The sequence below is a fragment of the Acidovorax sp. SUPP1855 genome, assembly GCF_030158955.1.
GTDB lineage: Bacteria > Pseudomonadota > Gammaproteobacteria > Burkholderiales > Burkholderiaceae_C > Paracidovorax.
In genome coordinates this window covers 106,693-133,688 of record NZ_BQXI01000001.1, presented here as the reverse complement: position 1 = coordinate 133,688, position 26,996 = coordinate 106,693, and the positions used below count along the sequence as shown (strand labels likewise).

General features: G+C 69.7%; 23 protein-coding genes and 1 pseudogene. 13 read left to right on the top strand and 11 right to left on the bottom strand.

Features of this window, described 5'->3' with window-relative positions; translation table 11 throughout:
- The first annotated feature begins 4 nt into the window (after positions 1-4).
- The 3 genes from AVMA1855_RS00585 to AVMA1855_RS00575 all read left to right on the top strand — a co-directional run bounded on the left by AVMA1855_RS00585 (position 5) and on the right by AVMA1855_RS00575 (position 2,193).
- The gene (locus tag AVMA1855_RS00585) at positions 5-1,138 is read left to right on the top strand and encodes a cupin domain-containing protein (protein ID WP_284424208.1); all 1,134 of its coding nucleotides are present in this window, start codon (positions 5-7) and stop codon (positions 1,136-1,138) included.
- A gap of 46 nt (positions 1,139-1,184) precedes the next feature.
- Entirely contained in the window at positions 1,185-1,706 is a 522-nt protein-coding gene (locus AVMA1855_RS00580; protein ID WP_284424207.1) for a hypothetical protein, read from the top strand.
- A 205-nt stretch (positions 1,707-1,911) separates the two neighbouring features.
- Positions 1,912-2,193 carry a hypothetical protein gene (locus AVMA1855_RS00575; protein ID WP_284395434.1) on the top strand — a complete coding sequence of 94 codons (282 nt, stop codon included), beginning with the start codon at positions 1,912-1,914 and terminating at the stop codon, positions 2,191-2,193.
- Between the two features lie 175 nt (positions 2,194-2,368).
- Here AVMA1855_RS00575 and AVMA1855_RS00570 read toward each other — a convergent pair whose 3' ends face one another.
- The 6 genes from AVMA1855_RS00570 to AVMA1855_RS00545 form a co-directional block, all read right to left on the bottom strand.
- Positions 2,369-3,148: an MBL fold metallo-hydrolase gene (locus tag AVMA1855_RS00570; protein ID WP_284406033.1), complete on the bottom strand. Its 780-nt coding sequence runs from the start codon at positions 3,146-3,148 to the stop codon at positions 2,369-2,371.
- 17 nt (positions 3,149-3,165) lie between these two features.
- Positions 3,166-4,254: an NlpB/DapX family lipoprotein gene (gene bamC / locus AVMA1855_RS00565; RefSeq protein ID WP_284424206.1), complete on the bottom strand. Its 1,089-nt coding sequence runs from the start codon at positions 4,252-4,254 to the stop codon at positions 3,166-3,168.
- A gap of 57 nt (positions 4,255-4,311) precedes the next feature.
- Positions 4,312-5,205 (bottom strand): 4-hydroxy-tetrahydrodipicolinate synthase, encoded by an 894-nt coding sequence (dapA, locus tag AVMA1855_RS00560; RefSeq protein ID WP_284424205.1) that lies wholly within the window; start codon positions 5,203-5,205, stop codon positions 4,312-4,314.
- A 35-nt stretch (positions 5,206-5,240) separates the two neighbouring features.
- A complete protein-coding gene (locus tag AVMA1855_RS00555; protein ID WP_284424204.1) occupies positions 5,241-5,798 on the bottom strand; it encodes a class I SAM-dependent methyltransferase in 558 nt (185 codons plus the stop codon).
- 66 nt (positions 5,799-5,864) lie between these two features.
- Positions 5,865-6,035 carry a hypothetical protein gene (locus tag AVMA1855_RS00550; protein WP_284424339.1) on the bottom strand — a complete coding sequence of 57 codons (171 nt, stop codon included), beginning with the start codon at positions 6,033-6,035 and terminating at the stop codon, positions 5,865-5,867.
- Between the two features lie 12 nt (positions 6,036-6,047).
- Entirely contained in the window at positions 6,048-7,268 is a 1,221-nt protein-coding gene (locus AVMA1855_RS00545; protein ID WP_284424203.1) for an MFS transporter, read from the bottom strand.
- A gap of 137 nt (positions 7,269-7,405) precedes the next feature.
- On the opposite strand from AVMA1855_RS00545, the gene AVMA1855_RS00540 reads away from it, so the two are divergent.
- The 4 genes from AVMA1855_RS00540 (at position 7,406) to AVMA1855_RS00525 (ending at position 14,623) form a co-directional block, all read left to right on the top strand.
- Positions 7,406-9,388, top strand: a complete 1,983-nt coding sequence (locus tag AVMA1855_RS00540; RefSeq protein ID WP_272568075.1) for a DNA topoisomerase IV subunit B — start codon at positions 7,406-7,408, stop codon at positions 9,386-9,388.
- A 69-nt stretch (positions 9,389-9,457) separates the two neighbouring features.
- Complete coding sequence (locus tag AVMA1855_RS00535; protein ID WP_284406037.1) at positions 9,458-10,240, top strand: lytic transglycosylase domain-containing protein; 783 nt, start codon at positions 9,458-9,460, stop codon at positions 10,238-10,240.
- A 15-nt stretch (positions 10,241-10,255) separates the two neighbouring features.
- Complete coding sequence (parC, locus tag AVMA1855_RS00530; protein WP_284424202.1) at positions 10,256-12,607, top strand: DNA topoisomerase IV subunit A; 2,352 nt, start codon at positions 10,256-10,258, stop codon at positions 12,605-12,607.
- 135 nt (positions 12,608-12,742) lie between these two features.
- A complete protein-coding gene (locus AVMA1855_RS00525; protein WP_284424201.1) occupies positions 12,743-14,623 on the top strand; it encodes a methyl-accepting chemotaxis protein in 1,881 nt (626 codons plus the stop codon).
- 188 nt (positions 14,624-14,811) lie between these two features.
- On the opposite strand, the gene AVMA1855_RS00520 is transcribed toward AVMA1855_RS00525, so the two are convergent.
- Positions 14,812-15,270, bottom strand: a complete 459-nt coding sequence (locus tag AVMA1855_RS00520) for a RidA family protein (protein ID WP_272568083.1) — start codon at positions 15,268-15,270, stop codon at positions 14,812-14,814.
- A 155-nt stretch (positions 15,271-15,425) separates the two neighbouring features.
- Positions 15,426-17,090 (bottom strand): methyl-accepting chemotaxis protein, encoded by a 1,665-nt coding sequence (locus AVMA1855_RS00515; RefSeq protein ID WP_284424200.1) that lies wholly within the window; start codon positions 17,088-17,090, stop codon positions 15,426-15,428.
- Positions 17,091-17,267: 177 nt separating this feature from the next.
- Between AVMA1855_RS00515 and AVMA1855_RS00510 the strand changes: the two genes are divergently transcribed.
- From AVMA1855_RS00510 to AVMA1855_RS00500, 4 genes and pseudogenes are all read left to right on the top strand, one after another.
- Positions 17,268-19,829, top strand: coding sequence for a DNA internalization-related competence protein ComEC/Rec2 (locus AVMA1855_RS00510; protein WP_284424199.1), 2,562 nt, complete (start codon positions 17,268-17,270; stop codon positions 19,827-19,829).
- A 108-nt stretch (positions 19,830-19,937) separates the two neighbouring features.
- Complete coding sequence (locus AVMA1855_RS00505) at positions 19,938-21,398, top strand: circularly permuted type 2 ATP-grasp protein (protein WP_284424198.1); 1,461 nt, start codon at positions 19,938-19,940, stop codon at positions 21,396-21,398.
- 43 nt (positions 21,399-21,441) lie between these two features.
- A pseudogene (locus AVMA1855_RS26690) lies at positions 21,442-21,510 on the top strand (alpha-E domain-containing protein); the annotation flags it as partial.
- A gap of 71 nt (positions 21,511-21,581) precedes the next feature.
- Complete coding sequence (locus AVMA1855_RS00500) at positions 21,582-22,556, top strand: alpha-E domain-containing protein (protein ID WP_272568093.1); 975 nt, start codon at positions 21,582-21,584, stop codon at positions 22,554-22,556.
- Positions 22,557-22,574: 18 nt separating this feature from the next.
- On the opposite strand, the gene AVMA1855_RS00495 is transcribed toward AVMA1855_RS00500, so the two are convergent.
- From AVMA1855_RS00495 to AVMA1855_RS00485, 3 genes are all read right to left on the bottom strand, one after another.
- Positions 22,575-22,937, bottom strand: a complete 363-nt coding sequence (locus AVMA1855_RS00495; RefSeq protein WP_284411479.1) for a DUF4148 domain-containing protein — start codon at positions 22,935-22,937, stop codon at positions 22,575-22,577.
- A gap of 184 nt (positions 22,938-23,121) precedes the next feature.
- Positions 23,122-23,460 carry a VF530 family protein gene (locus tag AVMA1855_RS00490; protein WP_284406043.1) on the bottom strand — a complete coding sequence of 113 codons (339 nt, stop codon included), beginning with the start codon at positions 23,458-23,460 and terminating at the stop codon, positions 23,122-23,124.
- A gap of 119 nt (positions 23,461-23,579) precedes the next feature.
- Positions 23,580-24,491, bottom strand: a complete 912-nt coding sequence (locus tag AVMA1855_RS00485; protein ID WP_284424197.1) for a LysR family transcriptional regulator — start codon at positions 24,489-24,491, stop codon at positions 23,580-23,582.
- 167 nt (positions 24,492-24,658) lie between these two features.
- Between AVMA1855_RS00485 and AVMA1855_RS00480 the strand changes: the two genes are divergently transcribed.
- The gene (locus tag AVMA1855_RS00480; protein WP_284424196.1) at positions 24,659-25,498 is read left to right on the top strand and encodes an alpha/beta hydrolase; all 840 of its coding nucleotides are present in this window, start codon (positions 24,659-24,661) and stop codon (positions 25,496-25,498) included.
- Between the two features lie 231 nt (positions 25,499-25,729).
- Positions 25,730-26,977 (top strand): efflux RND transporter periplasmic adaptor subunit, encoded by a 1,248-nt coding sequence (locus AVMA1855_RS00475; RefSeq protein WP_284424195.1) that lies wholly within the window; start codon positions 25,730-25,732, stop codon positions 26,975-26,977.
- The last annotated feature ends 19 nt before the right edge of the window (positions 26,978-26,996 follow it).

The window sequence follows — 26,996 nt, the reverse complement described above, 5'->3', positions numbered from 1 at the left end:
CTCCATGGATGTTCAACAACCTCTGGCGCTGCTGGGCGGGCTCACGCCGGCGCAGTTCATGCGCCGCCACTGGCAGAAAAAGCCCTTGCTGGTTCGCCAGGCCATCGCCGCGTTCGACCCGCCGGTGCAACGTGCCGAATTGTTCGCGCTCGCCGCGCAAGAGGGCGTCGAATCGCGCCTCGTGCAGCACAAGGCCGGCGCGTGGAAGCTGCGCCACGGCCCTTTCGCGCGCCGTTCTCTGCCCCCGCTCACCACGCGCGAGTGGACGCTGCTGGTGCAGGGCGTCGATCTGCATGACGACGCGGTGCATGCGCTGATGGAGCAGTTTTGCTTCGTGCCGCGCGCGCGGCTCGACGACCTGATGATCAGCTATGCCTCCGATGGCGGCGGCGTCGGGCCGCATTTCGACAGCTACGACGTCTTCCTGCTCCAGGCCCAGGGGCGTCGGCGCTGGCGCATCGGCCGGCAGAAGGACCTCACGCTGCGCGAGGGCATTCCGCTCAAGGTGCTGGCGCAGTTCGAGCCCGAGCAGGAGTTCGTGCTCGAGCCCGGGGACATGCTGTACCTGCCGCCGCGCTATGCGCACGATGGCATCGCCGAAGGCGAATGCATGACCTACTCCATCGGGTTCCGCTCCCCCGCACGCAACGGGATCGCGCAGGAGCTGCTGTCGCGCCTGGCCGACGATGCCGCCGATGACGATGCGCCGCCCCAGCTGTATCGCGATCCCTCGCAGCCCGCGGTGGCGCAGCCCGGCGAGATTCCCCCGGCGCTGCAGGCCTTTGCCCGCCAGGCGCTGGAGCGCGCCCTGTCCGAGCCGCTGGCCCTGGAGCGCGCCCTGGGCGAGAGCCTGACCGAGCCCAAGCCCAACGTGTGGTTCGAGCCCGGGGCGGTGGGCGGCCTGCTGGAAGGCGTTCAACTGGACCGCCGCACCCGCATGGTCTATGACGCGCGCCATGTGTTCATCAATGGCGACAGCTACCTGGCCGCAGGCCGCGACGCCACCCTCATGCGCCGGCTGGCCGATGAGCGCGTGCTGCGCCCCCGCGATCTCGCGCGTGCCAGCGACGATGCGCTGGAGCTGCTGTCGTCCTGGTGCGAAACGGGCTGGGCGCACGCCTGGTCGCCGCCCGATTGATGGACCTTTGAACACGCAAAGGCGCAGTCACCGTAAGGAGCCACCGATGTCCGATGCATTCCCCCACCCTTCCGAGTCGGCCGCTGCACTGCCCGCCGGGCGTTTCAATGGCCGGGAAGAATTTCGCCAGTGGGTGCGCGACGGGCTGGCCTGCGCGGCCCGGGAGGGCTGGAACGAGATCGTGCTGAGCGACTTCGACTTTCACGACTGGCCGCTTGGCGAGCGCGAGGTGATCGATTCGCTGCAGTCCTGGGCGCGCCGCGGGCGCCGCCTCACGGTGCTGGCCGGAACGTACGACGAAATGGTGCGGCGCCATGCGCGCTTCGTGCAGTGGCGCGGCGTGTGGGACCATGTGATCGAATGCCGTCGCGCACCCACGGCGGACCGCCTGGAACTGCCCAGCGTGCTCTGGTCCGATGCCTGGGTGCTGCAACGGCTGGACCCCGAGCGCTGTGCCGGCGTGGCCGGCCGCGAGCCCGAGCGCCGCCTGCTGGCGCGCGAGGCCCTCAACGAATGGCTGCTGCGCAAGAGTTCGCCGGGGTTTCCGGCGACCACGCTGGGGCTGTGAATAATGCGCTGCCCATTTTGGCGATTTACCGAAGAGAAACAAAACGTCCCGTCGGTGTTAGTCTGTATTGACGGAATCTCCCTATAATTTGCGGTTGAAGTAAAAAAAGGCGCCCCTGAGCGCCAAGCACCGCCAAAGAGCACGCTGCAAGAGGGCGCCAATGGCGGCAATTCCAATATCCGTCTGTCCAATAGGAAAAACTGAAATGAAGAACTCTCTCGTTCTGGCTGCCCTGGTCGCCTCCGTCGCTCTCGCCGCTTGCGGCAAGAAGGAAGAAGCCGCTGCGCCTGCACCGGCTCCCGCTCCTGTGGAAGCACCCGCACCAGCACCGGCTCCCGCTCCCGTGGTGACGCCTGCTGCTTCCGACGCAGCCCCTGCCATGACCGCTCCCGCATCCGACGCGGCGTCCGCTCCCGCGGGCGACGCTGCCAAGGCCGCTGCCGACGCCGCTGCTGCAGCCGCTGCCGGCGCTTCCACCGCCAAGTAAGCGATCGCTCCAACCGGCTTCGGCACACCGTGCCGGAGTCTGGCAAAAAGCCCCGTACCACCAGGTCGGGGCTTTTTTTATTGGGCGGGCCGTTTTGACTGGTTTCGAAGGGGTACGAAATGCGAGATGCCTTGCGGACCTCAAGGCATTACCAAGTCCGCGGCCTGCCGAAAGATCAGCCGCAGGCGATCCAGTCGGAGCCGGTGACCGGGCTGGCCACGTCCACGCGCGAGGTGTCCCACCCCAAGGCCGAGGCCAGCGCGGCCTGGGCCAGCTCGGGGCGGTTGTTCTGCGCGCTGAGGTGGGCCGCCACCACGCGGCTCAGCCCCGTGTGCTGCATGGCCCGAAGGATGTCGGCGGCCACGGTGTTGGCCAGGTGGCCGTAGAGGCCGCTGATGCGGCGCTTCAGGAACGCCGGGTAGCTGGAGACGGCGAGCAGATCGGGGTCGTGGTTGGATTCCAGCAGCAACGCATGGCAGCCCTGGAGGTGGGCCAGCACATGGTCGGTGGCATGGCCCAGGTCGGTCAGCAGGCCGATGTGCGTCGCGCCGTCGCTGCAGCGCAGCTGCAGCGGCTCGCGGGCGTCGTGGGGCACGGTGAAGGGCAGGGCCTCGAACGCGCCCAGATCGATGGGCACGCCGTCCTGCGCGATGTTCAGCAGCCCATCCAGGCCCGGCGCGCCGATGGCCGTGTAGGTGCCGTGGCTCATCCAGACCGGAATGCGGTGCCTGAGCACCAGTTTCTCCATGCAGCCCACGTGGTCCGAATGCTCGTGGGTGATGAACAGGGCGTCGAGGTCATCGATCGACAGCCCGGCGGCGGCGAGGCGCGATGCCAGTTGCCGTGGCCCCAGTCCGCAGTCGATGAGCAGCCGCCGCACCTGCGTGCCGCAGCGCCCCTCCACCACTGTGGCGTTGCCCGAACTGCCGCTGCCCAGGTTCTTGAAACGCAGCACGCAGTCCTGGGCCCGGATTACTTCAGGTCGTCCGTCAGCACGCGCACGATGCGCTCGGCATTGGCCGAAGTCTCGGGCGCACCGGCAGCATTCAGGACGGACACCGTGCTCTTGTTCTCGACGCTGCGCACCACGACGCGGTACTTGACCGGTGCCGCGGCATCCGACGAGCGGCCCAGCAGCTTGCCGAAGAAGCCGGGGTCCTTCTTTTCGGTGGGCTCGACGTAGCGCACGAAATAGATGCCCTGGGCACGGTCGCGGTCTTCCACGGTGAAGCCGGTGCGGTCGAGCGCCAGGCCCACGCGGCGCCATGCACGGTCGAAGTTCTCGTCCAGTTCCACCACGGGCACATTGCCCTGGCGTGCCATGCGGGCCGTGGGCACCTGCTGTGCGGGCGCGGCCGCGATGGCGCGGGACTGCTCCTGGCTCACGCCCAGCTTGACCATCAGGCGGCGCAGGAATTCGGTTTCCAGCTCAGGATCGACCGGGCGGGGCTGCCAGACGGTGCTTTCCTTCTGGGCGGAGGTGTAGACCTCGACCATGCCGCGGTGGCTGATGAAGATTTCGGTGCTGCCATTGGGGCCGCGCTCCAGGCGGGTGCGGAACTTGTCGCGCTCGCCGGTGGAGTAGACCGAGTCGAACACCTTGCCGATGGTGGAGCGGATGATGTCCTGCGGCAGCTTGGCGCGGTTTTCGGCCCAGTCGGTTTCCATGATGCCGAGGTTGGCCTGGTCCTGCACCAGCACGAAGCCGTTCTCGGTCCAGAAGTCGCGCACCGGATCCCACAGCACGTCGGCGGGGCGGCTCACGACCAGCCAGCGCTGGTTGCCGTCGCGTTCGATGCGCACGTCGCCGATGGTGCGCGTGGCCGCGTTCACGGCGCCCACGGGCTTTTGCGACTGGCCGGCCTCGAAGGCGGCCGCCGACACCACGCCACCCGGCACGGCGTAGCGCGAGTCGCGCGAGATCTGGTTCAGGTCCGGCGGCACCTCGAGCGTCGCGCCCTTGGTGGCGCTCTTGTAGTCGATCTTGTCGTTCTCCAGGACGGAGCAGGCGGACAGGGCCATGGCAAGGCCCAGCAGGCCCAGGCGGTTGATAGCGTTCACGCGGAAATCCTCTTTGGTGTCTGGGGAGAGCGGGGCAGGCAAGGCGGCGGGCCTGAATTACAGCAGGCCGCTGGCGCGAAGGGCGGCTTCCACCACGGCTTCGTTGCCTTGGCTCAGCGGGGTCATGGGCAGGCGCATCGCGCCGCCGCACCGGCCCAGGCGGTGCATTGCCCACTTCACCGGAATCGGGTTGGCTTCGACGAACAGCTGCTTGTGGGTGGGCATGAGCTGGAACTGGATTTCCATGGCGCGGCGCACATCGCCGGCCAGCGCGGCCACGCACAGTTCGTGCATGAGGCGCGGCGCCACGTTGGCGGTCACGCTGATGTTGCCCTGGCCGCCGCACAGCATGAACGCCACGGCCGTCGGATCGTCGCCGGAGTACACGGCGAAGCCCTTGGGCACGTCGCGGATCAGCCACTGCGCGCGTTCGATGTTGCCGGTGGCTTCCTTGATGCCGATGATGCCGGGCACCTGTGCCAGGCGCAGCACGGTGTCGTGCAGCATATCGGCCACGGAGCGGCCGGGCACGTTGTACAGCACGATGGGCAGGTCGCCCACCGCTTCGGCGATGGCCTTGAAGTGCTGGTACTGGCCCTCTTGCGTGGGCTTGTTGTAGTAGGGCACGACCTGCAGTTGCGAGTCGGCGCCGACCTTCTTGGCGAAGCGGGCCAGCTCGATGGCCTCGGCCGTGGAGTTGGCGCCGCAGCCGGCCATGATGGGCACGCGCTTGGCGGCCTGCTCGACGGCCACGCGGATGATTTCGCAGTGTTCTTCGACGTTCACCGTGGGCGACTCGCCGGTGGTGCCCACCACGCCGATGCAGTCGGTGCCTTCGGCGACGTGCCAGTCGATCAGTTGGCGCAGAGTGGGGTAGTCCACGCTGCCGTCCTCGTGCATGGGGGTGACGAGGGCGACGATGCTGCCGGTGAGAGAGCTGGGAGGGGTCATGTCCGCGGTGGAAAACGGGTAAAGGAGCATTCTAACTAGAGCGGCGGTGCGAGCCGGTGGCGTGCCGGTGCGGCCCCCTCTTGCAGCCGGACCGCGGCGATGCGCTGGACGAATCGCTCGGGTGCATCGAGGAAGCCATCTTCATAGGCCACCGTGCACAGACCCGCGCAGGCCTGCAGCAGTTCCCCGGGCCGCAAGAGAAAGTCCGGCCGGGCCGGGCGGCCGACGGTTTCGTTGCCTGCGGCGAAGGTTTCGTACAGCAGCACGCCGCCGGGCGCGACGCTGGCCACCAGCGTGGGCAGGAGCGGCCGCCACAGGTACCGGGTGACGACCACGGCGCCGAAGGTGCGGCCGGCCAACGGCCAGGGCCCGGCTTCGATGTCCGCGCAGAGGATTTCGCCCGGCCCCCGCAAAGGGGCCAGCGCGTCGGGGTCGCGGTCCACGCCGGTCACGGGATGCCCGCGCCCCTGGAGCCAGCGCAGGTGCCGGCCGCTGCCGCAGGCCACGTCCAGCACGCTGGCGCCGGGCGGCACGAGGTGGGCCCAGCGCTGGATCCACTCCGAAGGTGGTTCAAGACCCTGTGGCGTCGGCATTTGCTATAAAAATGATAGCTGCCATGGCAATGAAATCCACGGCATGAGGGCGATTGGGCACCATTTTCAGAAGCAGGCCCACAGCTGGTCGGCCATCATCACCACGAAGTCCGGCTCCGCATACAGGAGGAACACGGCGGCCAGCAGCACCGCGCTGGCGGCGCCCCAGGCCCACGCCCGGCGGACGCGGGCAGGGCCCGGCAGCGGGCGATGCGACGGGTGCGAGGTCGATGGCATGGTCGGCGCCTTTCAGGCAGAGGCCGGTTGCGGCGCTCGGTGGATCGGGCTTTCCTTGACCGGCAGGTTCACCAGCCCGGCCAGCACGCCCAAGCCGATGGCCAGATACCAGACTAGGTCGTAGCTGCCGGTGGTGTCGTACAGGTAGCCCCCCAGCCAGACGCCCAGGAAGCTGCCGATCTGGTGGCTGAAGAACACGAACCCGCCCAGCATGGACAGGTGCTGCACGCCGAAGATCTGCGCCACCGTGGCGTTGGTGGGCGGGATGGTGGACAGCCACAGCACGCCCATCACCGCCGAGAACACGTACACCGACACGGGCGACAGCGGCACCAGCAGGAACACGCTGATCGCCACGGCCCGGGCGAAGTAGATGAAGGCGAGGATGTAGCGCTTGGGATTGCGCTGGCCCAGCGTGCCGGCGATGTAAGTGCCGAACACGTTGAACAGCCCGATCAGCGCCAGCGCGTAGCTGGCCACCTGCGGCGACATGCCGTGGTCCTTGAGGTAGCTGGGCATGTGCACGCCGATGAACACCACCTGGAAGCCGCAGACGAAGTAGCCCGCCGTCAGCATCAGGAAGCTCGGGTAGCGCAGCGCCTCGCCCATGGCCTGGCCCACCGTCTGCGAGCGCGAGGTGGCGGTGCGGCTTCGAAAGCCCGGCTCGCGCAGGCCGAAGGCCAGCGGCACGATCAGCAGCACCATGGCTGAGAGCACCAGCAGCGCCTCCTGCCAACCCAGGCGCACGATGAGCTGGCCCTCCACCGGCACCATCAGGAACTGCCCGAACGAGCCGGCCGCCGCTGCCACGCCCATGGCCCAGGAACGCCTCTCCGGGGCGATCTGCCGGCCCAGCACGCCGTAGATGACCGCATAGGTGGTGCCGGCCTGCGCTGCGCCGATCAGCACGCCCGCGGTCAGGGCGAAGAGCGCCGGCGTGGGCGATAGGGCCATGCCGACCAGGCCCAGGCCGTACAGCACGGCCCCGCCGATCAGCACGCGGAAGGCGCCGAACCGGTCGGCCGCCATGCCCGCGAAGATGCCGAAGCAGCCCCAGGCGAGGTTCTGCACCGCGATGGCCAGCGCGAACGACTGGCGGGTCCAGCCCATGTCCTGGGTGATGGGCTGCAGCCACAGCCCGAAGCCGTGGCGGATGCCCATGGACAGCGTGACGATGGCGGCGCCGCACACCAATACCTGGGCCATGGACAATTTCTGGGGGTCTTGAGGCATCCGGCAAATGTAGCCAAAGCGGCGCATTCGCGTGCACGCCTTCGCGACCCATTCCACCGCGGGCATCGGCGGCGGGTGAAAAGAAGGCTGGGTTTATATCCAGCCCATCCGGACCTGCGGCACTACAATCCGCCCCCATGGCAGCCAAACCCTCCTCCACCCCGCCAAGCGAATACTCCGAAGGCTCGATCCGCGTCCTCAAGGGACTGGAACCCGTCAAGCAGCGTCCGGGCATGTACACCCGCACCGACAACCCGCTGCACATCATCCAGGAAGTGCTGGACAACGCGGCCGACGAGGCGCTCGCCGGCCATGGCAAGAAGATCAAGGTCACGCTGCACGCCGACGGCTCGGTCAGCGTGGAAGACGACGGCCGCGGCATCCCTTTCGGCCTGCACCCCGAAGAGAAGGCGCCGGTGATCGAGCTGGTCTTCACCCGTCTGCACGCGGGCGGCAAGTTCGACAAGGGCTCGGGCGGCGCCTACAGCTTCTCGGGCGGCCTGCACGGCGTGGGCGTCTCGGTGACCAATGCGCTGGCCCTGCGTCTGGAGGCCAGCACCCACCGCGAGGGCAAGGTGGCCCGCCTGGTGTTCGAAGGCGGCGACGTGACCGAGCCGCTCGTGGCACGCCCGCTGGCCGCCGGTGAGCGCAAGCAGGGCACCACGGTGCGCGTGTGGCCCGACGGCAAGTACTTCGAGGCGACCGCGCTGCCCATGGGCGAGCTCACTCACCTGCTGCGCAGCAAGGCGGTGCTGATGCCCGGCGTGTCGGTCTCCCTCGTGAACGAGAAGACGCGCGAGACGCAGACCTGGCAGTACAAGGGCGGCCTGCGCGACTACCTCGGCCAGACGCTGAACGCCGACCCGGTGATCCCGCTGTTCGAAGGCGAAGGCTTTGCCGACCGGCACCACGAGAGCTTCGCCGAAGGCGAGGGCGCCGCCTGGTGCGTGGCCTTCACCGAGGACGGCCACCCGGTGCGCGAGAGCTACGTCAACCTGATCCCCACCAGCGCGGGCGGCACGCACGAAAGCGGCCTGCGCGACGGCCTGTTCAATGCCGTCAAAAGCTTCATCGAACTGCATTCGCTGCTGCCCAAGGGCGTCAAGCTGCTGCCCGAGGACGTTTTCGCCCGCGCCAGCTACGTGCTGTCGGCCAAGGTGCTGGACCCGCAGTTCCAGGGCCAGATCAAGGAGCGGCTGAATTCCCGCGACGCGGTGCGGCTGGTGAGCGGCTTCGTGCGCCCGGCGCTCGAGCTGTGGCTGAACCAGCACGTCGACTATGGCAAGAAGCTGGCCGAGCTGGCCATCAAGGCCGCGCAGACGCGCCAGAAGGCCGGGCAGAAGGTCGAAAAGCGCAAGGGCTCCGGCGTGGCCGTGCTGCCCGGCAAGCTCACCGACTGCGAGAGCCGTGACTTGGCACACAACGAGGTCTTCCTGGTCGAGGGCGACTCGGCCGGCGGCAGCGCCAAGATGGGCCGCGACAAGGAAAGCCAGGCCATCCTGCCGCTGCGCGGCAAGGTGCTCAACACCTGGGAGGTGGACCGCGACCGGCTCTTCGGCAACACCGAGATCCACGACATTTCCGTGGCCATCGGCGTGGACCCGCATGGCCCCAACGACTCGCCCGACCTCTCGGGCCTGCGCTACGGCAAGGTCTGCATCCTGTCCGATGCCGACGTGGACGGCTCGCACATTCAGGTGCTGCTGCTCACCCTGTTCTTCCGCCATTTCCCGAAGCTCATTGAGACCGGCCACATCTACGTGGCGCGCCCGCCGCTGTTTCGCGTGGACGTGCCGGCGCGCGGCAAGAAGCCGGCCTCCAAGATGTATGCGCTGGACGAGGGCGAGCTGGTGGCCATTCTCGACAAATGCGCCAAGGACGGCGTGGCGCGCGAGAAGTGCCAGATCAGCCGCTTCAAGGGCCTGGGCGAGATGAACGCCGAGCAGCTGTGGGAAACCACGCTCAACCCCGACACGCGCCGCCTGCTGCCCGTGCAGCTGGGCGACATGGACTTCGCCGCCACCGAGGGCCTCATCACCAAGCTGATGGGCAAGGGCGAGGCCGCCGCGCGCCGCGAACTGATGGAACTGCACGGCGACGCCGTGGAAGTGGACATCTGAGCCATGGCCTGGCGCGACCGGTTCGGACGTTCGGGCCTTTCTGGCCTCTGGCGCATGGTTTGCGCCGGCATGCTGCTATTGTTTTTGCAGCAAACGGCGCGCGCCGACCTGTGGGCCTATGTGGACGAGCGCGGCGTGACCCACTTCGCGGCCGAGCAGGTGGACGGGCGCTACGGGCTGTTCTTTCGCGGCAACGATTTCGACTCCACCCGCGACGGCCCGGCGGCGGCATCCGCGGGCGCCACCGCGGCCACGCCGTCCGGCGCCCGGCTGCTGGCGTTCTTCGACATCTCCCCCGACTACAAGCGCGTCAAGCACCACCTGCGCGCATCGGCCAGCCAGAACGGCGTGGACTATGAACTGTTGCAGGCATTGATCGCCACCGAATCGGGCTTCGATGCGCGCGCCGTATCGCCCAAGGGCGCGGTGGGGCTGATGCAGCTCATGCCGGCCACGGCGTCCCGCTTCGGCGTGGCGGGCGAGGCGCGCCGCTCGGTGGAGCAAAAGCTCACCGAGCCGGCGATCAACGTGTCGGCCGGCACGCGCTACCTGCGGCACCTGCTGGACCTCTTCGATGGCCGCACCGATCTGGCGCTGGCCGCCTACAACGCGGGCGAGGGCGCCGTGCAGCGCGCCGGCAACCGCATTCCGGCCTACCGCGAAACGCAGAACTACGTGAAAAGCGTGCTGGGCCTGTATGCCCAGCTCAAGCCCCCGGCACCGCTGCTGGCCCACCGGGCCGCGCCGGGCCGGGTGCGGATGGAGCTGGGCGCCGGTTCCGACGACACCCCTTCCCAAAGCGCTGCGGCCGGCCTGCCGGCCCGCACCGTCGGCGCCCCGCGCGCCCCTTGACCTTCGATTTCCCGAATGAGCGACCAAACCCCTCTCGATCTTTCCCCGCCCGAATCGGACGACAGCCTGGGCCTGGCCGGCTATGCCCAGCGCGCCTACCTGGAATACGCCCTGTCCGTGGTCAAGGGCCGCGCGCTGCCCGACGTGTGCGACGGCCTCAAGCCCGTGCAACGCCGCATCCTCTATTCCATGGACCGCATGGGCCTGGGGTATTCGGGCCCGACCCGCAACGTGGCGGCCAAGCCGGTCAAGAGCGCCCGCGTGGTGGGCGACGTGCTGGGCCGCTTCCACCCCCATGGCGACCAGTCGGCCTACGACGCGCTGGTGCGCCTGGCGCAGGACTTCAACCAGCGCTACCCGCTGATCGACGGGCAGGGCAACTTCGGCAGCCGCGATGGCGATGGCGCCGCGGCCATGCGCTACACCGAGGCGCGGCTGTCGCGCATCACCAGCCTGCTGCTCGACGAGATCGACGAGGGCACGGTCGATTTCATGCCCAACTACGACGGCAGCACGCAGGAGCCGCGCCAGCTGCCCGCGCGCCTGCCGTTCGCGCTGCTCAACGGCGCCAGCGGCATCGCGGTGGGCCTGGCGACCGAAATCCCGAGCCACAACCTGCGCGAGATCGCCGATGCCTGCGTGGCGCTCATCAAGGCGCCGCAGCTGTCCGAGGCGGAGCTGATGGCCATCGTGCCCGGGCCGGATTACCCCGGCGGCGGCCAGATCATCAGCACGGCGGGCGACATCGCCGACGCCTACCGCACGGGGCGCGGCAGCCTCAAGGTGCGCGCGCGCTGGAAGATCGAAGACCTCGCGCGCGGCCAGTGGCAGCTCATCGTGACCGAGCTGCCGCCCGGCGTCAGCACGCAGAAGGTGCTGGAGGAGATCGAGGAGATCACCAACCCCAAGGTCAAGGCCGGCAAGAAGGCCCTGTCGCAGGACCAGGTGCAGCTCAAGGGGAGCGTGCTGGCCGTGCTCGATGCCGTGCGCGACGAGTCCAGCAAGGACGCGCCGGTGCGCCTGGTGTTCGAGCCCAAGACCGGCAAGGTGCCGCAGCAGGAGCTGATCACCACCTTGCTGGCGCACACCAGCCTGGAAACCTCCTCGCCCATCAACCTGACCATGGTGGGGCTGGACGGCAAGCCGGTGCAGAAGTCGCTGCGCAAGATGCTGGAGGAATGGATCGCCTTCCGCCAGGGCACCATCGTGCGGCGCTCGCAGCACCGCCTGGGCAAGGTGCTGGACCGCATCCACATCCTCGAGGGGCGGCAGATCGTGCTGCTCAACATCGACGAGGTGATCGCCATCATCCGCGCGAGCGACGAGCCCAAGGCGGCGCTGATCGCGCGCTTCGCGCTGTCGGACCGACAGGCCGAGGACATCCTGGAAATCCGCCTGCGCCAGCTGGCGCGGCTGGAAGCCATCAAGATCGAGCAGGAGCTGAAGGAGCTGCGCGCCGAGCAGGGCAAGCTGGAGGACATCCTGGGCAACCCCGGTTCGCTGCGGCGCCTGATGATCCGGGAGATCGAGGCCGACGCCAAGACCTTCGCCGATGCGCGCCGCACGCTCATCCAGGCCGAGAAGAAGGCCATCGCGGAGGTGCGCGTGGTGGACGAGCCCGTGACCGTGGTCGTCTCGCAAAAGGGCTGGGTGCGCGCGCGCAGCGGCCATGGGCACGAGCCGGGCAGCTTCGCCTTCAAGGCGGGCGACGGCCTGTATGCCACCTTCGAATGCCGCACGGTCGATACGCTGCTGGCCTTAGGCAGCAACGGCCGGGTGTATTCGGTGGCGGTGTCGCTGCTGCCCGGCGCGCGCGGCGACGGCCAGCCGGTCACCACGCTCATCGAGCTGGAGTCGGGCACGCAACTGCTGCATTACTTCGCCGGGCCGGCGGTCGCCACGCTGCTGCTGGCGGGGTCGGGCGGCTACGGCTTCCTCGCCTCGGTCGAGAACATGACGGCGCGCCAGCGGGGCGGCAAGGCGTTCCTCTCGCTGGGCGAGGGCGAGACCGTGTGCCGCCCGTCCCACGCCTGGGGCACCAGTGGCGCGCAACTGCTGGCGCCGGCCACGCACGTGGCCTGCGCATCGGCGGGCGGACGCATCCTGACCTTCGAGATCGGCGAACTCAAGACCATGGCCAACGGCGGCCGGGGCCTGATGCTGATCGACCTGGAGCCGAAGGACACGCTGGCGGGCGCAGTGGCGTACACGCGCAGCATCCGCCTGGAAGGCCTGGGGCGCGGCGGCAAGGAGCGCGAGGAGACGCTGGAGATCCGTTCGCTGAATAACGCCCGCTCGCCGCGCGGGCGCAAGGGCAAGGCCGCCGATCTGGGCTTCAAGCCGTCGGCGGTGTTCCGGGTCGAATAACCTGTTGCGGCGGGCCCCTGGCGCCCGCCTGCCGCCTTGTGCAGCGCACAAGGGTTTTCGCGCTGCACAAGGCGGCTCAACCGTTGGCACCATGGAGCTCTCTTTGGTGGTTGCTGGAGCGAACGGAGATCGGCCATGAAAAATCTGCGCATTTCCCACAAGCTGTGGGGGGCCGTCGTCGCGATCGTGATCGCACTGGCCGCCGTGGTCGGTACCTCGGCCTATCGCTCGGCCGCGACGCAGGCGCGCTCCGCGCAGGTCACGGCCGACATGACCATGCGGGTCGAGGCGGCCCTGCGCTGGGCCGGGCTCACCGAGACCAACGCCGCGCGCACGCAGGCCATCATCGTGAGCAGCGACCCGGCCATGGAGGCGGAGTTCAAGGACCTGATCGCCGCCACCTCCGCGCAGATCACCGAGGTGCAGAAATCGCTGGAGGCCTTGCCGCTCTCGGAGGCCGACAAGGCGCAGATGGCCGCCATCGCCACCGCCCGCAAGACGATGACCGAGCTGCGTGCGCGGGCGCGGCAATTGAAGGCCGATGGCCAGCAGGCCGAAGCGACGGCGCTGGTCAAGCAAAGCTACAGCCCGGCGGTGGCCGCCTACCTGCAGACCCTGCGCGACTTCGTGCAGCTGCAGCAGCGCAACGCCCAGGCCGGGCAGCAGGCCGTGGCGGCCGAGCGGCTGGTGACCGTGCGCGTGGGTGCCCTGGCCGTGGCGCTGCTGGTGGCGTGCATGGTGGCGGGTGCGTATGTGCTGATCCGCAGCATCCAGCAGCCGCTGGCCGAGGCCAACGCGCTGGCCGCGCGCATCGCGGGCGGCGACCTGAGTGCCACCCAGACCTCGGTGCGCGGTGACGAGCTGGGCGATCTGCTGCGTTCGCTGCAGACCATGGGCGACTCGCTGGGCCGCATGGTGCAGCAGGTGCGCCGCAGCACCGACAGCATCGCCATCGCCAGCGCGGAGATCGCTGCGGGCAACCAGGACCTGTCCGCGCGCACCGAGCAGACCTCCAGCAACCTGCAGCAGACCGCCGCGACCATGGAGCAGTTCTCCAGCACCCTGCAGCAAAGCGCCGGCAGCGCCCGCGAGGCCAGCGGCCTGGCCGAGGGCGCCTCGGGCGTGGCGCGGCGCGGCGGCGATGTGGTGGCGCAGGTGGTGGCCACGATGGAGGAGATCCAGCAAAGAAGCCGCAAGATCGAGGACATCATCGGCGTGATCGACGGCATCGCCTTCCAGACCAACATCCTGGCGCTCAACGCCGCGGTGGAGGCGGCGCGTGCGGGCGAGCAGGGCCGGGGCTTCGCCGTCGTGGCGGGCGAGGTGCGCCTGCTGGCCGGGCGCAGCGCCGAGGCCGCGCGCGAGATCAAGGGCCTGATCGGCGCCTCGGTGGAGCGGGTGCATGCGGGCTCGCGCCTGGTGCAGGATGCGGGCGCCACCATGGCGGACATCGTGCAGTCCGTGCAGCGTGTGGCCGACATGATCGGCGAGGTCACGGCCGCGACGTCGCAGCAAAGCGCCGGCATCTCGCAGGTGAACCAGGCCGTGGGCCACCTGGATCAGATGACCCAGCAGAACGCGGCGCTGGTGGAAGAAAGCGCCGCGGCGGCCCAGAGCCTGCGCGAGCAGGCGGATCAGTTGACCCGCACCGTGTCGGTGTTCCGGGTGGATCACGGGGCGGGTTTTGCGACGGGCGCCGCGGCGGCGCAGGCCCCGGTGGCCGCGCCGACAGCGCGCCTGGCACCGCGTCCGGCACCGAGCACGCCACCGCGTCCGGCACCGCGTGCCGTTGCCGCACCGGCGAAGGCGCCGGCCAAGGTGCCGACCCAGGGGCCCAGGCCAACGCCCGCGCCCGCGCTCCAGGTTGCAGGCGCACCGGTCAGCGCAGCGGCCGCAGGAGGCCGCCCCGCGCCTGCCAGCCCGTCCCCATCGAAGGGCAGCGCGCCTGCCCCGAAGCCTGCAGCCGCCGCGCGCGCGACGGCGGGCGGTGGGGACGATGACTGGACGTCGTTCTAGGGAATCATTGACACGCACCGGCTGCGAAGCCCCGATGCATCAGGGGGCTGCCGGCCGTGGGGCCATCGCGAGGGGGGCCGTCGAAAGCAGGGGTGACCCGCAGCGCGAGCGGGTCCCGGTCTCGACGGGGTGGGCGCCCCAGGCCCAGGCCTGCGCCAGCCACCCCTTGCGCGAACGAGGGCGCGCGATCAGCCCAGTTCGGCGATCAATTCGATTTCCACGCAGGCGCCCATGGGGATCTGCGCCACGCCGAAGGCGCTTCGGGCGTGCACGCCCTTGTCGCCGAACACCTGGCCGAACAGTTCGCTCGCGCCGTTGGTCACCAGATGCTGTTCGGTGAACTCGCCCGTCGAATTGACCAGGCTCATCACCTTGACGATGCGCTTGACCCGGTTCAGGTCACCGCCGGTGGCCGCATGCAGCGTGCCCAGCAGGTCGATGGCCACGGCCCGCGCGGCCGCCTTGCCTTCTTCGGTGGTGATGCTGCGGCCGAACTGCGCAGCCCAGGGCTTGCCGTCCTTGCGCGCGATGTGCCCGCTCAGGAACACCAGGTTGCCGGTCTGCACGTAGGGCACGTAGGCCGCGGCGGGGACCGAGACGGGGGGCAGGGTGATGTCGAGTTCTTTCAGCTTGTCGTAAACGCTCATGGTGTTCCTTGGCAACGGGAGGAGTGAGAAGGCAGAAAAAGGCCGCAAGCCCCGGGGGCCTGCGGCGCAGCGCGCAAGTGTTGCACAACCGGCTGGCGGTTCTCTGCGTTCGTCGTTCCTCGCGGCCGCCCTGGAGGGCGGCGGCGTCCGTTCGCTCAGGCCAGGGCGGGGCGGCGAGGCTGGAAGGCCGGGGGCAGGGCGGCCTTGGCGGGGCTGCGCAGGGCCGGCTGGCCGGAGGCGGACAGCATGGCCTGGGCATCGAGCTTGAAGATGGCGACCGCGTCCACCAGCCGGCGCGTCTGCTGCTCCAGGCTCTGCGCGGCGGCGGCGCTTTCTTCCACCAGCGCGGCGTTCTGCTGCGTGGTCTGGTCGATCTGGCTGATGGCCTGGCTGATCTGCCCGACGCCGGCGCTCTGCTCGGCGCTGGCACCGCGGATCTGCGCCACCATTTCGGTCACGCGCTGGATCGCGCCGACCACTTCCTGCATCGTGCGGCCGGCCTCGTCCACCAGTTCGGACCCTTGCGACACCCGCTCCACGCTGGTGCCGATCAGGCCCTTGATCTGCTTGGCGGCGTCGGCCGAACGGCCGGCCAGGCTGCGCACCTCGGAGGCCACCACGGCGAAGCCCCGGCCCTGCTCGCCGGCCCGGGCGGCTTCCACGGCGGCGTTCAAGGCGAGGATGTTGGTCTGGAAGGCGATGCCGTCGATCACGCCGATGATGTCGGAGATCTGCCGCGAACTGTCGTTGATGTCCTTCATGGTCTTGACCACCTGGGTCACCACGCCGCCGCCCTGGGTGGCCACCGTGGTCGCATCCTGGGCCAGTTGATCGGCCTGCTTGGCGTTGTCCGCGTTGTTGCGCACCGTGGTGCTGAACTGTTCCATGGTCGATGCCACCTGCTCCAGCGCGCTGGCCTGCTCTTCGGTGCGCTGGCTCAGGTCGGTGTTGCCGGTGGAGATTTCCATCGAGCCGGTGGCGATGGAGTCGCTGGCGTTGCGCACCTCCGCCACGATGGACACCAAGCTCTGCTGCATGGTGCCCAGCGAGGCCAGCACGCTGCCGGGCAGGGCGTTGGCCAGGCCGGCCATGTCGGACAGGTCGCCCTGCGCCACGCGCTGGGCTGCGGAGCTGAGCTCGGAAGGCTCGGCACCCAGCGAGCGGGTGAGGCTGCGCGTGATCAGCACGCCGGCGATGGCCGCCGCGGCGAAGGCCAGCAGGCAGGCGCCCAGCAGCAGGGACCGCTGCCACCGGAATTCGGCCTCCGCCTCCTTGACCAGGGCGATCGCCCGCTGGTCCGTGGCGAGCGAGTATTCGTTCGTCTTGGCGATCAGCGCCGCCAGCAGGGGGCGGCATTCCGCGTTCATCTTGGTGGTGGCCTGTTCGCGCTGGCCCGACACGGCCAGGTTGATGATGTCCAGGGCCACGGTGCCGTAGGCCTGCTCCACCTTGTCGATCTCGCCCACGAGGCTCCGGACGGCCGGCGGGACCTCGCCGTGGCTGACCATGTCTTTCAGCTTGGCCATGTTGGCCTGCACGTCCTTGTGCGCCTCGATCGCCGCCGCCTTTTCCACCGCCACGTCGGCATCGCTCTTCACCAGCACCAGATTGCGGGCCGCGATGGCCCGGCGATCCACCGCCATGCGGATCTGTTCGGACAGCTTGGCGCGTGCGGCCACGCCATTCACGTAGTCGCTGAAGTTCTCATTGGCCCCATTGAGCCCCCAAACCGCCACGCTGGAGGCCATCAGCACCAGCAAGGCCAGCACCCCGAAAGAAAGCGTCAACTGGGCTTTGACGGTGAGATTTCGCAGCGACATATGGCACTCCTAAACGCGGTATTTGATAAATATGATTCAAATGATAAGCAACATTCTGTAAAAGTAAAGGTGAATCGACCCTAGGTTGGCCATGAAGATGGGCTATGCCAGTAGGCGGAAAGCGCCAGGCTGTCGCTAAAAGGAAACGCTGCCGCCGACCGCCATTAGCATCCGCGCATGCTGCAGCCGTCTCCCGCCCCTGCCGTCCTCGCCACGCCTGCCATGGCGCGCCCCTGGCGCTGGCCCTGGTGGCTGGCCGGGGTGCTCGCGGGTGCGGCGCTGCAGCTGACGCAGGCGGCGTTGTGGCCGCTGGCCGCCTATGCGACGGCGGCGCTGGGCGGGCTGCTGGGGGCCGCCGCGGCGGTGGTGCCGTCGGGCCGCGTGCGGCGGCCGGCCTGGTGTGGCTCGCGCGGGTGGATGCTGGCCTGCGGCCTGGTCTTCATGGGCGGCGCGACCGGGCTGCGGGCGCTGCTGTTCCTGCAGGGTGCCTTGCCGCCGGCGCTGGAAGGCCGCGACATCGCCATCGTGGGCGTGGTGGCCGCCATGCCGCAGACCGGCGACTCCGGCGTGCGCCTGCGCATGGCGGTGGAATCGGCAGTGCTGGACGGCCAGGCGGTCGCGGTGCCGCCGGTGATCGATGTGGCCTGGTACGTGGGCACCTTCGGCGAAGCCGCTGGCGCGGCGGACGTGCGGCGGCTGTCCACCCAGGTGCAGGCCGGCGAGCGCTGGCGCATGACCGTGCGCCTGAAGGCACCCCACGGCCTGCGCAACCCGCACGGTTTCGATGCCGAGCTGGCGTGGTGGGAGCAGGGCGTGCAGGCCACCGGCTACGTGCGCACCGGCGCGCGGGACGAACCGCCCCGGCGGCTGGAGGCGACCTGGCGCTACCCGGTGCAGCGGGCGCGCCAGGCAGTGCGCGATGCCATCCTGGCCCATCTCGCGCCGGTCGATGCCGGCACGGGCCTGGACGATGGCGGCAACGCCGCCCGCACCCGCGCCGCGGGCGTGGTGGCCGCGCTGGTCACCGGCGACCAGCGCGCGATCGACCGGGCCGATTGGGACGTATTCCGGGCCACGGGCGTGGCGCACCTCGTCAGCATCTCGGGCCTGCACATCACGCTGTTCGCCTGGCTGGCCGCAGCGGGGGTCGGCGCGCTGTGGCGCCGCGTGCCGCGCTGGTGCCTGGCCCTGCCGGCGCCGACGGCGGCGCTGGCCGGGGGCGTGCTGCTGGCCTGGGCCTATGCCGTGTTCAGCGGCTGGGGCGTGCCGGCGCAGCGCACGGTGTGCATGCTCGCCACCGTGGCGCTGCTGCGGCTTTCCGGGCGGCGCTGGCCCTGGCCCCAGGTCTGGCTGCTGGCCTGTGCCGTGGTCGTGCTGGCCGATCCCTGGGCGCTGCTGCAGGCGGGTTTCTGGCTGAGCTTCGTCGCGGTGGCAGTGCTTTTTGCTACTGATTCAATAGCAAAAGAGGCAAATGAATCTAGGGCATCGGGCCGGTTGGCATCCATGCTGCGCGAGCAATGGGTGGTCACGCTCGCCCTCACGCCGCTCACGCTGCTGCTGTTCGGGCAGGTGTCCGTCGTCGGCCTGCTGGCCAACCTGGTGGCGATTCCCTGGATCACGCTGGTGGTCACGCCGCTGGCTTTGGCGGGCACCCTGTGGGCGCCGCTGTGGACCGCCGCCGCGTGGTGCGTGCTGCCGTTTGCCGGCCTGCTGCAGTGGCTGGCCGCATTGCCGTGGGCCGCGGTGTCGCTGCCCGCCGCCCCGGTGTGGGCGGGCGTGGCCGGGGTGGCGGGGGGCACGCTGCTGGCCTTGCGCTGGCCCTGGCCGTTGCGGGCCCTGGGCGTGCCGCTGCTGATCCCCGTGCTGTGGTGGCAGCCGCACCGCCCGCCGCCGGGCCAGTTCGACCTGCTGGCCGCCGACGTGGGGCAGGGCCAGGCCGTGCTGGTGCGCACCGCGCGCCACGCCATGCTGTACGACGCGGGGCCCCGCTATGGGCTGGACAGCGATGCGGGCGACCGCGTGCTGGTGCCGCTGCTGCGCAGCATGGGCGAGCGCATCGACCTGCTGATGCTGAGCCACCGCGACACCGACCACACCGGCGGGGCCGCCGCCGTGCTGGCGCAGCAGCCGCAGGCGGGGCTCATGGGTTCGATCGAGAATGAGCACGCCCTGCAGCAACTGCGCCCCGCGGCGCCGTGCCTGGCGGGCCAGCGGTGGGCCTGGGACGGCGTGCTGTTCGAGGTGCTGCACCCGCTGGAGGCGCAGGCATCGCTGCCATCCGACGGGCCCCGGCCTGCCGTGCGGCCCAACACCCTGAGCTGCGTGCTGCGGATCACGGCCGCCCCAGCGCCGCAAGGCACCTCGGGGCAGGGCGCCGCGCCGTCCGCGCTGCTGGTGGGCGACATCGAGCAGGCGCAGGAGGCCGCGCTGGTGGCGCGTGGCGCCATCGCGCCGGTCGATGTGCTGCTGGTGCCGCACCACGGCAGCAAGACGTCTTCCACGCCCGCGCTGCTGGATGCGGCCCGGCCCCGCACCGCGCTGGTGCAGGCCGGCTACCGCAACCGATTCGGCCACCCCGCGCCGGAGGTGGTGGCGCGGTACCGCGAGCGGGGCGCCGTGCTGCTCGATTCGCCGCGCTGCGGCGCCGCCACCTGGGCGTCCGAGGCGCCCGGACAATGGCGGTGCGAACGCGACGCGGGCCGGCGCTACTGGCACCACGCGCCTGCCCCGTTGCCGTGAGGACGGCGCGCCATCACCCCGGCGTGCGAGCGGTAAAACGCGCCCGTGCCCGCCAGTCGCCAAAACCCGGCTCACAACTTGCTATGCTGGTTGCAGGAGGCACCAGTTATGCAGAAGTTCGATGAGATGTACACGATGCTGCCGTCCGACGGCAGCGACGTGCGCCCCCACTACAAGCGCTACGGCCAATGGTTGTCGGGCCAGCCAGACGAGGCCATGCAGGCGCGCCGCGCCGAGGCCGAGATGATCTTTCGCCGGGTAGGCATCACCTTCGCGGTGTACGGCGCCAAGGACGAGGACGGCGCCGGCACCGAGCGGCTCATTCCCTTCGACCTCATCCCCCGCATCATTCCCGCGCACGAATGGGCGCGCATGCAGCAGGGGCTGGTGCAGCGCGTCACGGCGCTCAACCGCTTCATCCACGACGTCTACCACGGCCAGGACATCCTGCACGCCGGCATCATCCCCTCGGACCTGATCCTCAAGAACGCCCAGTACCGGCCCGAGATGGCCGGCGTGGACGTGCCGCGCGACCTGTACGCGCACATCGCCGGCATCGACATCGTGCGCGCCCCGGACGCGAGCGGCAACGGCATCTACTACGTGCTGGAAGACAACCTGCGCGTGCCCTCGGGCGTGTCGTACATGCTGGAAAACCGCAAGATGATGATGCGGCTTTTCCCGGAGCTGTTCCGCACGCACCGCGTGGCGCCGGTCGCCCACTATCCCGACCTGCTGCTGGACACCCTGCGCGCCAGCGCTCCCGCCGCCACGGCGCAGCCGACGGTGGTGGTGCTCACGCCCGGCATGTACAACAGCGCGTACTTCGAGCACGCCTTCCTCGCTCAGCAGATGGGCGTGGAACTGGTCGAGGGCCAGGACCTCGTGGTCAAGGACAACTTCGTGTACATGCGCACCACGCGCGGCCTCAAGCAGGTGGACGTGATCTACCGCCGCGTGGACGACGACTTTCTCGATCCCCAGGTCTTCCGACCCACCTCCACCCTGGGCTGCGCGGGCCTCATGAACGCCTACCGCGCGGGCAACGTGGCGATCTGCAACGCCGTGGGCACGGGCATCGCCGATGACAAGTCGGTGTACCCCTACGTGCCCGACATGATCCGCTTCTACCTGGGCGAGGAGCCCATCCTCGCCAACGTGCCCACCTGGGTGTGCCGCAAGCCCGACGACCTGGCCTACGTGCTGGACCACCTGCACGAACTGGTCGTGAAGGAAGTGCACGGCGCCGGCGGCTACGGCATGCTGATCGGCCCGGCCGCGACGAAAGCCGAGATCGAGGAGTTCCGCGCCGCGGTGCTGGCCAACCCCTCGGGCTACATCGCCCAGCCCACGCTGTCGCTCTCCAGCTGCCCGACCTACGTGGAATCGGGCATCGCTCCGCGCCACATCGATCTGCGCCCCTTCGTGCTGAGCGGCCAGAAGGTGCAGATGGCCGCCGGCGGCCTCACGCGCGTCGCGCTCAAGGAGGGCTCGCTCGTGGTGAATTCATCGCAGGGCGGGGGCACCAAGGACACCTGGGTGCTGGGAGAAGAGGGGAGCGTTGCATGACGCATCAGACCCTTCGTTTCGAAATTTCTGCCGGGGAGACCGCATGCTGAGCCGCACTGCCGATCATCTGTTCTGGATGTCCTGCTACACCGAGCGGGCAGAAAAGGCCGCTGCAGGCGGGCTTTCGTCAACACACCGCGTGCGCGCGCAGCGCGTGCGGGGTTTTCTGCCCGGGGAGGCCGCATGCTGAGCCGCACTGCCGATCACTTGTTCTGGATGTCCCGCTATACCGAGCGGGCGGAAAACACCGCCCGCATGCTCAACGTGAGCTATGAGACCTCGCTGCTCCCGCAGTCGGCCGACGTGGCGCAGGAGAGCTGGCTGGGCCTGCTGTCGATCAGCGAACTGATCCCCGCCTACACCGCGCGGCACGGCGAGGTCACGCGCGAAGGGGTGCTGGAGTTCATGGTGCGCGACGGCAACAACCCGTCGTCCATCCTGTCGTGCCTGCGCGCCGCGCGCGAGAACGCCCGGGCCGTGCGCGGGGCGCTCACCACCGAGGTTTGGGAAACGCAGAACCAGACCTGGCTGGAGCTGCACCGCCAGCTGGAAGGCAGCCTGTTCGAGCGCGATCCGGGCCAGTTCTTCGAATGGGTCAAGTACCGCTCGCACCTGTCGCGCGGGGTGACGCTGGGCACCATGCTGCAAGACGAGGCCTTTCATTTCCTGCGGCTGGGCACGTTCCTCGAACGCTCGGACAACACCGCACGGCTGCTGGACGTGAAGTTCCACGCGGTGCAGAGCGACTTCCACGGATCGGGCACGCGCGACCGCAGCCGGGCCGCGCCGCAGGAATTCGATTTCTACCACTGGAGCGCCATCCTGCGCAGCGTGTCGGCGTTCGAGGTGTACCGCCGCGTGTACCGCGACGTCATCACGCCCGAGCGCGTGGCCGACCTGCTCATCCTGCGCCGCGACATGCCGCGCTCGCTGCACGCCAGCCTGCACGAGGTGGGCGAGAACCTCGCGGTAGTGGCCAACGACCAGTCGTCGGAAACCCAGCGCAAGGCGGGCCGGCTGCTGGCCGACCTGCGCTACGGCCGCATCGACGAGATCCTGTCCACCGGGCTGCATGCGTACCTCACGCAGTTCCTGGACCGGGTGAACGAGCTGGGCGCGGGCATCAGCCGCGACTTCCTGGTGCCCGTGCCGGCCTGAAGCACGGCCCGCCGCGGCTCATGGGGCCGGGCGGGAGGCGGCGCTGCCGGCCACGGCCGTGCCGCCCGCTGCGGCGCATTCGGGCACGGCCCGGTTCACGGGCGGGGTGGGCATGCCATAGGACTGCATCGCCATGGCCTCCAGTTCGCCCGAGGCCCGCGCGCATTGCAGCTCGGCGATCACCTCGGCGCGCGTGCGGCCTGCGGGGGCATCCATCGCAACCACTCGGGGCGCAGTCGCGGCTGCGGTGGCCGCATCCGGCGGCGCGCTGGTCTGTGCCATGGTCAGGGAGCCCGTGAGCAGGGCGCAGGCGGCGAGGGCCGTGCGCGCCAGGGTGTGGGGCGAGGCGGTGGTGTTGCGGCGGTCGAAAACGGTGGGCATGGAAGGCTCCTGGGGCGGGTTGGGGGATCAGGACAGGCGTGTGCCTCTCCGTGCCTCCAATGTGCCCACCGGGGCCTGCGGCCGCGAGCCGATTGCGACGAATGCACGGCCCGAGCGCCTGAGCTGCGCTGGCGCAGCGCGAATGGGCCGTCGGGGATGGGTTGGTTGTCAGGGCCGGCCGCGTTCAGCCCGGCCCACCGCCCTGGCGCTTTTGCTCGCGCAGCATGAACAGGTACAGGCTCTCGACCTTCTCGCGCGCCCAGGGCGTCTTGCGCAGGAACTTCAGGCTGGACGCCACGCTGGGATCGCTTTCGAAGCAGCGCAGGGCCACGCGCTGCGCCAGGCCTTCCCAGCCGTAGTAGTCGTGCAGCGCGACCACGATGGCTTCGAGCGTGATGCCGTGCAGGGGGTTGCGCGGCTGCCTGGCCGGTGGCGCGGGTGGCGTGGCGTTCGGGGTGGAGGGCGCGTTGGTGGCGCTGGGGGCGGGGGTTTCGCCAGGTTCGGGGACTTCGGGTTCGGTCATGCCGGGGAGCATACGGCCCCGCGCGGCCGGTGGGGGGCGGCCTCGCGCGGGTATGCATCGAAAAGGGCCCCAGTGCAATCGATACTAAGGCGTGTAGCTATGAAAAATATAGCAAACGTTCAGGTCTGCAGATACCGCTCGCTGGCGAACAGCTCGGCCGCCCAGTCCACGAAGGCCTGCACCTTGGCGCTCAGGTGCCGGTTGGGCGGGTACACCACGTAGATCGGGATGGGCGGAATGGACCACTCGGGCAGCAGCCGCACGAGGTCGCCGCGCTCCAGTTGCCGGGCCGCCTGGAACAGCGTGATCTGCCCCACGCCGCGCCCCGCGACCAGCGCCGCCGAGTAGGCGTTGGACTCGTTCACCGCCAGTTGCGAGGGCCCGGTGACCTCGATCATCTCGCCGTCGCGCACGAACTCCAGCGGGTAGCGGCGGGTGGACAGCGGCGAGAAATAGATCACGCTCTTGTGGTCGCCCTCCAGATCGAGGGGGTGGGTGGGCGTGCCGTAGCGCTCCAGGTAGGAGGGCGCGGCCACGGTGACAAAGGCCAGGTTGCCGATGCGCCGCGCCACCAGCGACTGGTCGGTCAGCTCGCCGCCGCGGATCACGCAATCGACGTTGTCGCCGATCAAATCCACCGGCCGGTCACTCACGCCCAGGTCGATCTGGATGTCGGGAAACCGCGCATGGAACTCCTCCAGCCGCGGAATGATGAGCAGCCGCGCCACCGAAGTGCCCACGTCCACGCGCAGCCGGCCGCTGGGCGTGGCGCGCGCGTGCGTCATGCTCGCCTCGATGTCGTCGAAATCGGCGAGCAGGCGCACCGTGCGGTCGTAGTAGGCCGCGCCATCGGCCGTGACGGTCACGCGCCGCGTGGTGCGGTTGAGCAGCTTCACGCGCAGCCGCGCCTCGAGCGCCTGCACGTACTTGGTGATGGTTGCCTTGGGCAATTGCAGCGAATCGGCCGCCCGCGTGAACGTGCCTGCCTCCACCACCCTTGCAAAAACCCGCATGGCCTGGATCTGGTCCATGGGCCCTCCTTGTTCTCTCTGGCCCCGAATGGGGCCAAGGAATTCTCACACGGGCCCGTGCCGCCGATTGTTCGGCAATCGGAAACAGAGCTGTGGCATTTGGCTGGTTTATCGTCGGCGGCTGCGTCGCTACATTTCACATCACCCGGTCTTGTCCGGTCACCGCCATGTCCAGCACCTTCACCCCATCGCCATCGCCTTCCACCTGCACCGACACCACCATTGAGGTGGCCAAGGGGCAGGAAGTGTCCGTGCGCATGTACGGCCGCAAGAAGCCCAAGGAAACGCTGCCGCTGGTGGTGCACTTCCATGGCGGCGCCTTCGTGGCGGGCGATCTGGACAACGGCTGCACGGTGGCCCAGCTGCTGGAGCGCGCCGGCGCGCTGGTGGTGTCGGTGGCGTACCCGCTCTCGCCCGACCATCCCTTCCCGCAGCCGGTGGACGCCGGCTACCTGGTGCTCAAGTGGGCGCACAAGCACCGCACCCGCCTGGCCGGTCCCGGCGCCGGAGTGTACGTGGCGGGGGAGGAGGCCGGCGGCAACCTGGCCGCGGGCGTGGCGCTGATGGCGCGCGACCAGTCCCATCCGCCGCTGGCCGGGCAGATCCTGCTGTCGCCCATGCTCGACCCCTGCGGCGCCACGCCTTCGGTGCGAGCCGCCATGGGCGAATCGACCGCCTGCAAGTGGGCCGATGGCTGGCTGCAGTTCCTGCGCTGCACCCGCGATGCCGAACACCCCTATGCCGTGCCGGCGATGGCGCAGCGGCTGGCCGGCCTGCCGCACACGCTGGTGCTGGTGGGCGACGACGATCCCATGCGCGACGAAGCCCTCGCCTACGCCAACCGGCTGCAGGCGGCGGGACTGGAAGTCACGCAGCACGTGTTCGCCAAGGCGAACCAGTGGCCCGATGCCCTGCTGCAGCCCGGTTCGGGCGAATGCCCCTGTGCGCCCGAGGTTCAGGCGCAGTTCAGCCGTTTCTTCGAGGCCACCCGATGTCCTGCACCCTGACCCTCACCACCACCGACCTGCCCGCGCGCTGACCAGCGGGGTGCATTGACCTCAACCCCGGTTGAGGTTTGATACTGCGATCCGCTTCGGCGACCCGCAATACCCGCCTTTCGCCGCCTTTCCGCTGCTTGCTGCGTCCCTTTTGTTTTCTGGCCCCCGTGGGCCGGAAGGGGCAACCCTTGCCCGATCGATTTCGACTTTTGCTTTGAAAAAACCCGGAGGACTTCCACCATGAACCCGCAACACACTTCCCCTTCCCGTCGCCGCTGGTGGGCTGCCGCCGGCGCCGCGGCCGCCATCGCCGCCGCGGGCGGCACGCTCTTCGGGCTGCCCAGCTCGCATGCCGAATCCCCGGCCCCGGAAGCCGCGCTGCCCGCGGTGCCCGTCTCGGTGGCCGCCGTGCTGCAGCAGGAGATCGCGCTGTGGGACGAGTTCTCCGGCCGGCTCGAAGCCGTGCAGCGCGTGGACATCCGCCCGCGCGTGGGCGGCGCCGTGCAGGCCGTGCATTTCCGCGAAGGCTCGCTGGTCAAGCAGGGCGACCTGCTGGTCACCGTGGACCCCGCGCCCTACGCCGCCGAGGTGGACCGCGCCGAGGCCCAGGTGGTCGCCGCGCAGGCCCGCGTGTCCTACACCCGCAGCGAAATGGAGCGCGCGACGCGCCTGTGGGAAGAGCGTGCCATCGCCCAGCGCGAGCACGACGAACGCATGAATGCCCAGCGCGAGGCCGACGCCAACCTGCGCGCCGCGCAGGCCGCACTGCAGACGGCGCGCCTGAACCTGGGCTACACCCAGGTGCGCGCCCCGGTCGCGGGCCGCGTGGGCCGCATCGAGGTCACCGTGGGCAACCTGGTGGCCGCGGGCGCCGGCGCGCCGGTGCTGACCACGCTGGTGTCGGTGAGCCCGATCTACGCGAGCTTCGACACCGACGAGCAGATCGTGGCGAAGGCGCTGGAGGGCCTGCGTTCGGGCAAGAGCGCGCGCACCCTGATCGAGAGCATTCCGGTGCAGATGGGCACGGGCACGGCCGGCGGCACGCCGCACACCGGGCACCTGCAGCTCATCGACAACCAGGTGGATGCCCGCAGCGGAACGGTGCGCGTGCGCGCCGTGTTCGACAACGCCGACGGGGTGCTCATGCCCGGCCAGTTCGCGCGCATCCGCATGGGCCAGGTCAAGAACACCCAGGCCGTGCTCATCAACGAGCGCGCCGTGGGCACGGACCAGAACAAGAAGTACGTGATGGTGGTGGGCGAGGGCAACAAGGCCGAGTACCGCGAGGTGCAGCTGGGCGCGCCGGTGAACGGCCTGCGCGTCGTCACCTCGGGCCTGAAGGCCGGAGAGCGCATCGTCGTCAACGGCCTGCAGCGCGTGCGCCCCGGCGCCCAGGTCTCCCCCCAGGACGTACCCATGACCGCCAAGGCCGGCATGGCCGGCGATGGCGCCGAGGCCCGCGCCGCCGCCAAGCAGCCCGCGGCGTGATCGCGGAGCGCCCCGAAAG

Excerpts from the sequence above, each read along its gene's own strand:
- AVMA1855_RS00585 (WP_284424208.1), top strand. The coding sequence starts at position 5 with ATGGATGTTCAACAACCTCTGGCGCTGCTGGGCGGGCTCACGCCGGCG.
- AVMA1855_RS00580 (WP_284424207.1), top strand. The coding sequence starts at position 1,185 with ATGTCCGATGCATTCCCCCACCCTTCCGAGTCGGCCGCTGCACTGCCC.
- AVMA1855_RS00575 (WP_284395434.1), top strand. The coding sequence starts at position 1,912 with ATGAAGAACTCTCTCGTTCTGGCTGCCCTGGTCGCCTCCGTCGCTCTC.
- dapA (WP_284424205.1), bottom strand. The coding sequence starts at position 5,205 with ATGACCCCTCCCAGCTCTCTCACCGGCAGCATCGTCGCCCTCGTCACC.
- AVMA1855_RS00555 (WP_284424204.1), bottom strand. The coding sequence starts at position 5,798 with ATGCCGACGCCACAGGGTCTTGAACCACCTTCGGAGTGGATCCAGCGC.
- AVMA1855_RS00550 (WP_284424339.1), bottom strand. The coding sequence starts at position 6,035 with ATGCCATCGACCTCGCACCCGTCGCATCGCCCGCTGCCGGGCCCTGCC.
- AVMA1855_RS00545 (WP_284424203.1), bottom strand. The coding sequence starts at position 7,268 with ATGCCTCAAGACCCCCAGAAATTGTCCATGGCCCAGGTATTGGTGTGC.
- AVMA1855_RS00540 (WP_272568075.1), top strand. The coding sequence starts at position 7,406 with ATGGCAGCCAAACCCTCCTCCACCCCGCCAAGCGAATACTCCGAAGGC.
- AVMA1855_RS00535 (WP_284406037.1), top strand. The coding sequence starts at position 9,458 with ATGCTGCTATTGTTTTTGCAGCAAACGGCGCGCGCCGACCTGTGGGCC.
- parC (WP_284424202.1), top strand. The coding sequence starts at position 10,256 with ATGAGCGACCAAACCCCTCTCGATCTTTCCCCGCCCGAATCGGACGAC.
- AVMA1855_RS00525 (WP_284424201.1), top strand. The coding sequence starts at position 12,743 with ATGAAAAATCTGCGCATTTCCCACAAGCTGTGGGGGGCCGTCGTCGCG.
- AVMA1855_RS00520 (WP_272568083.1), bottom strand. The coding sequence starts at position 15,270 with ATGAGCGTTTACGACAAGCTGAAAGAACTCGACATCACCCTGCCCCCC.
- AVMA1855_RS00515 (WP_284424200.1), bottom strand. The coding sequence starts at position 17,090 with ATGTCGCTGCGAAATCTCACCGTCAAAGCCCAGTTGACGCTTTCTTTC.
- AVMA1855_RS00510 (WP_284424199.1), top strand. The coding sequence starts at position 17,268 with ATGCTGCAGCCGTCTCCCGCCCCTGCCGTCCTCGCCACGCCTGCCATG.
- AVMA1855_RS00505 (WP_284424198.1), top strand. The coding sequence starts at position 19,938 with ATGCAGAAGTTCGATGAGATGTACACGATGCTGCCGTCCGACGGCAGC.
- AVMA1855_RS00500 (WP_272568093.1), top strand. The coding sequence starts at position 21,582 with ATGCTGAGCCGCACTGCCGATCACTTGTTCTGGATGTCCCGCTATACC.
- AVMA1855_RS00495 (WP_284411479.1), bottom strand. The coding sequence starts at position 22,937 with ATGCCCACCGTTTTCGACCGCCGCAACACCACCGCCTCGCCCCACACC.
- AVMA1855_RS00490 (WP_284406043.1), bottom strand. The coding sequence starts at position 23,460 with ATGACCGAACCCGAAGTCCCCGAACCTGGCGAAACCCCCGCCCCCAGC.
- AVMA1855_RS00485 (WP_284424197.1), bottom strand. The coding sequence starts at position 24,491 with ATGGACCAGATCCAGGCCATGCGGGTTTTTGCAAGGGTGGTGGAGGCA.
- AVMA1855_RS00480 (WP_284424196.1), top strand. The coding sequence starts at position 24,659 with ATGTCCAGCACCTTCACCCCATCGCCATCGCCTTCCACCTGCACCGAC.
- AVMA1855_RS00475 (WP_284424195.1), top strand. The coding sequence starts at position 25,730 with ATGAACCCGCAACACACTTCCCCTTCCCGTCGCCGCTGGTGGGCTGCC.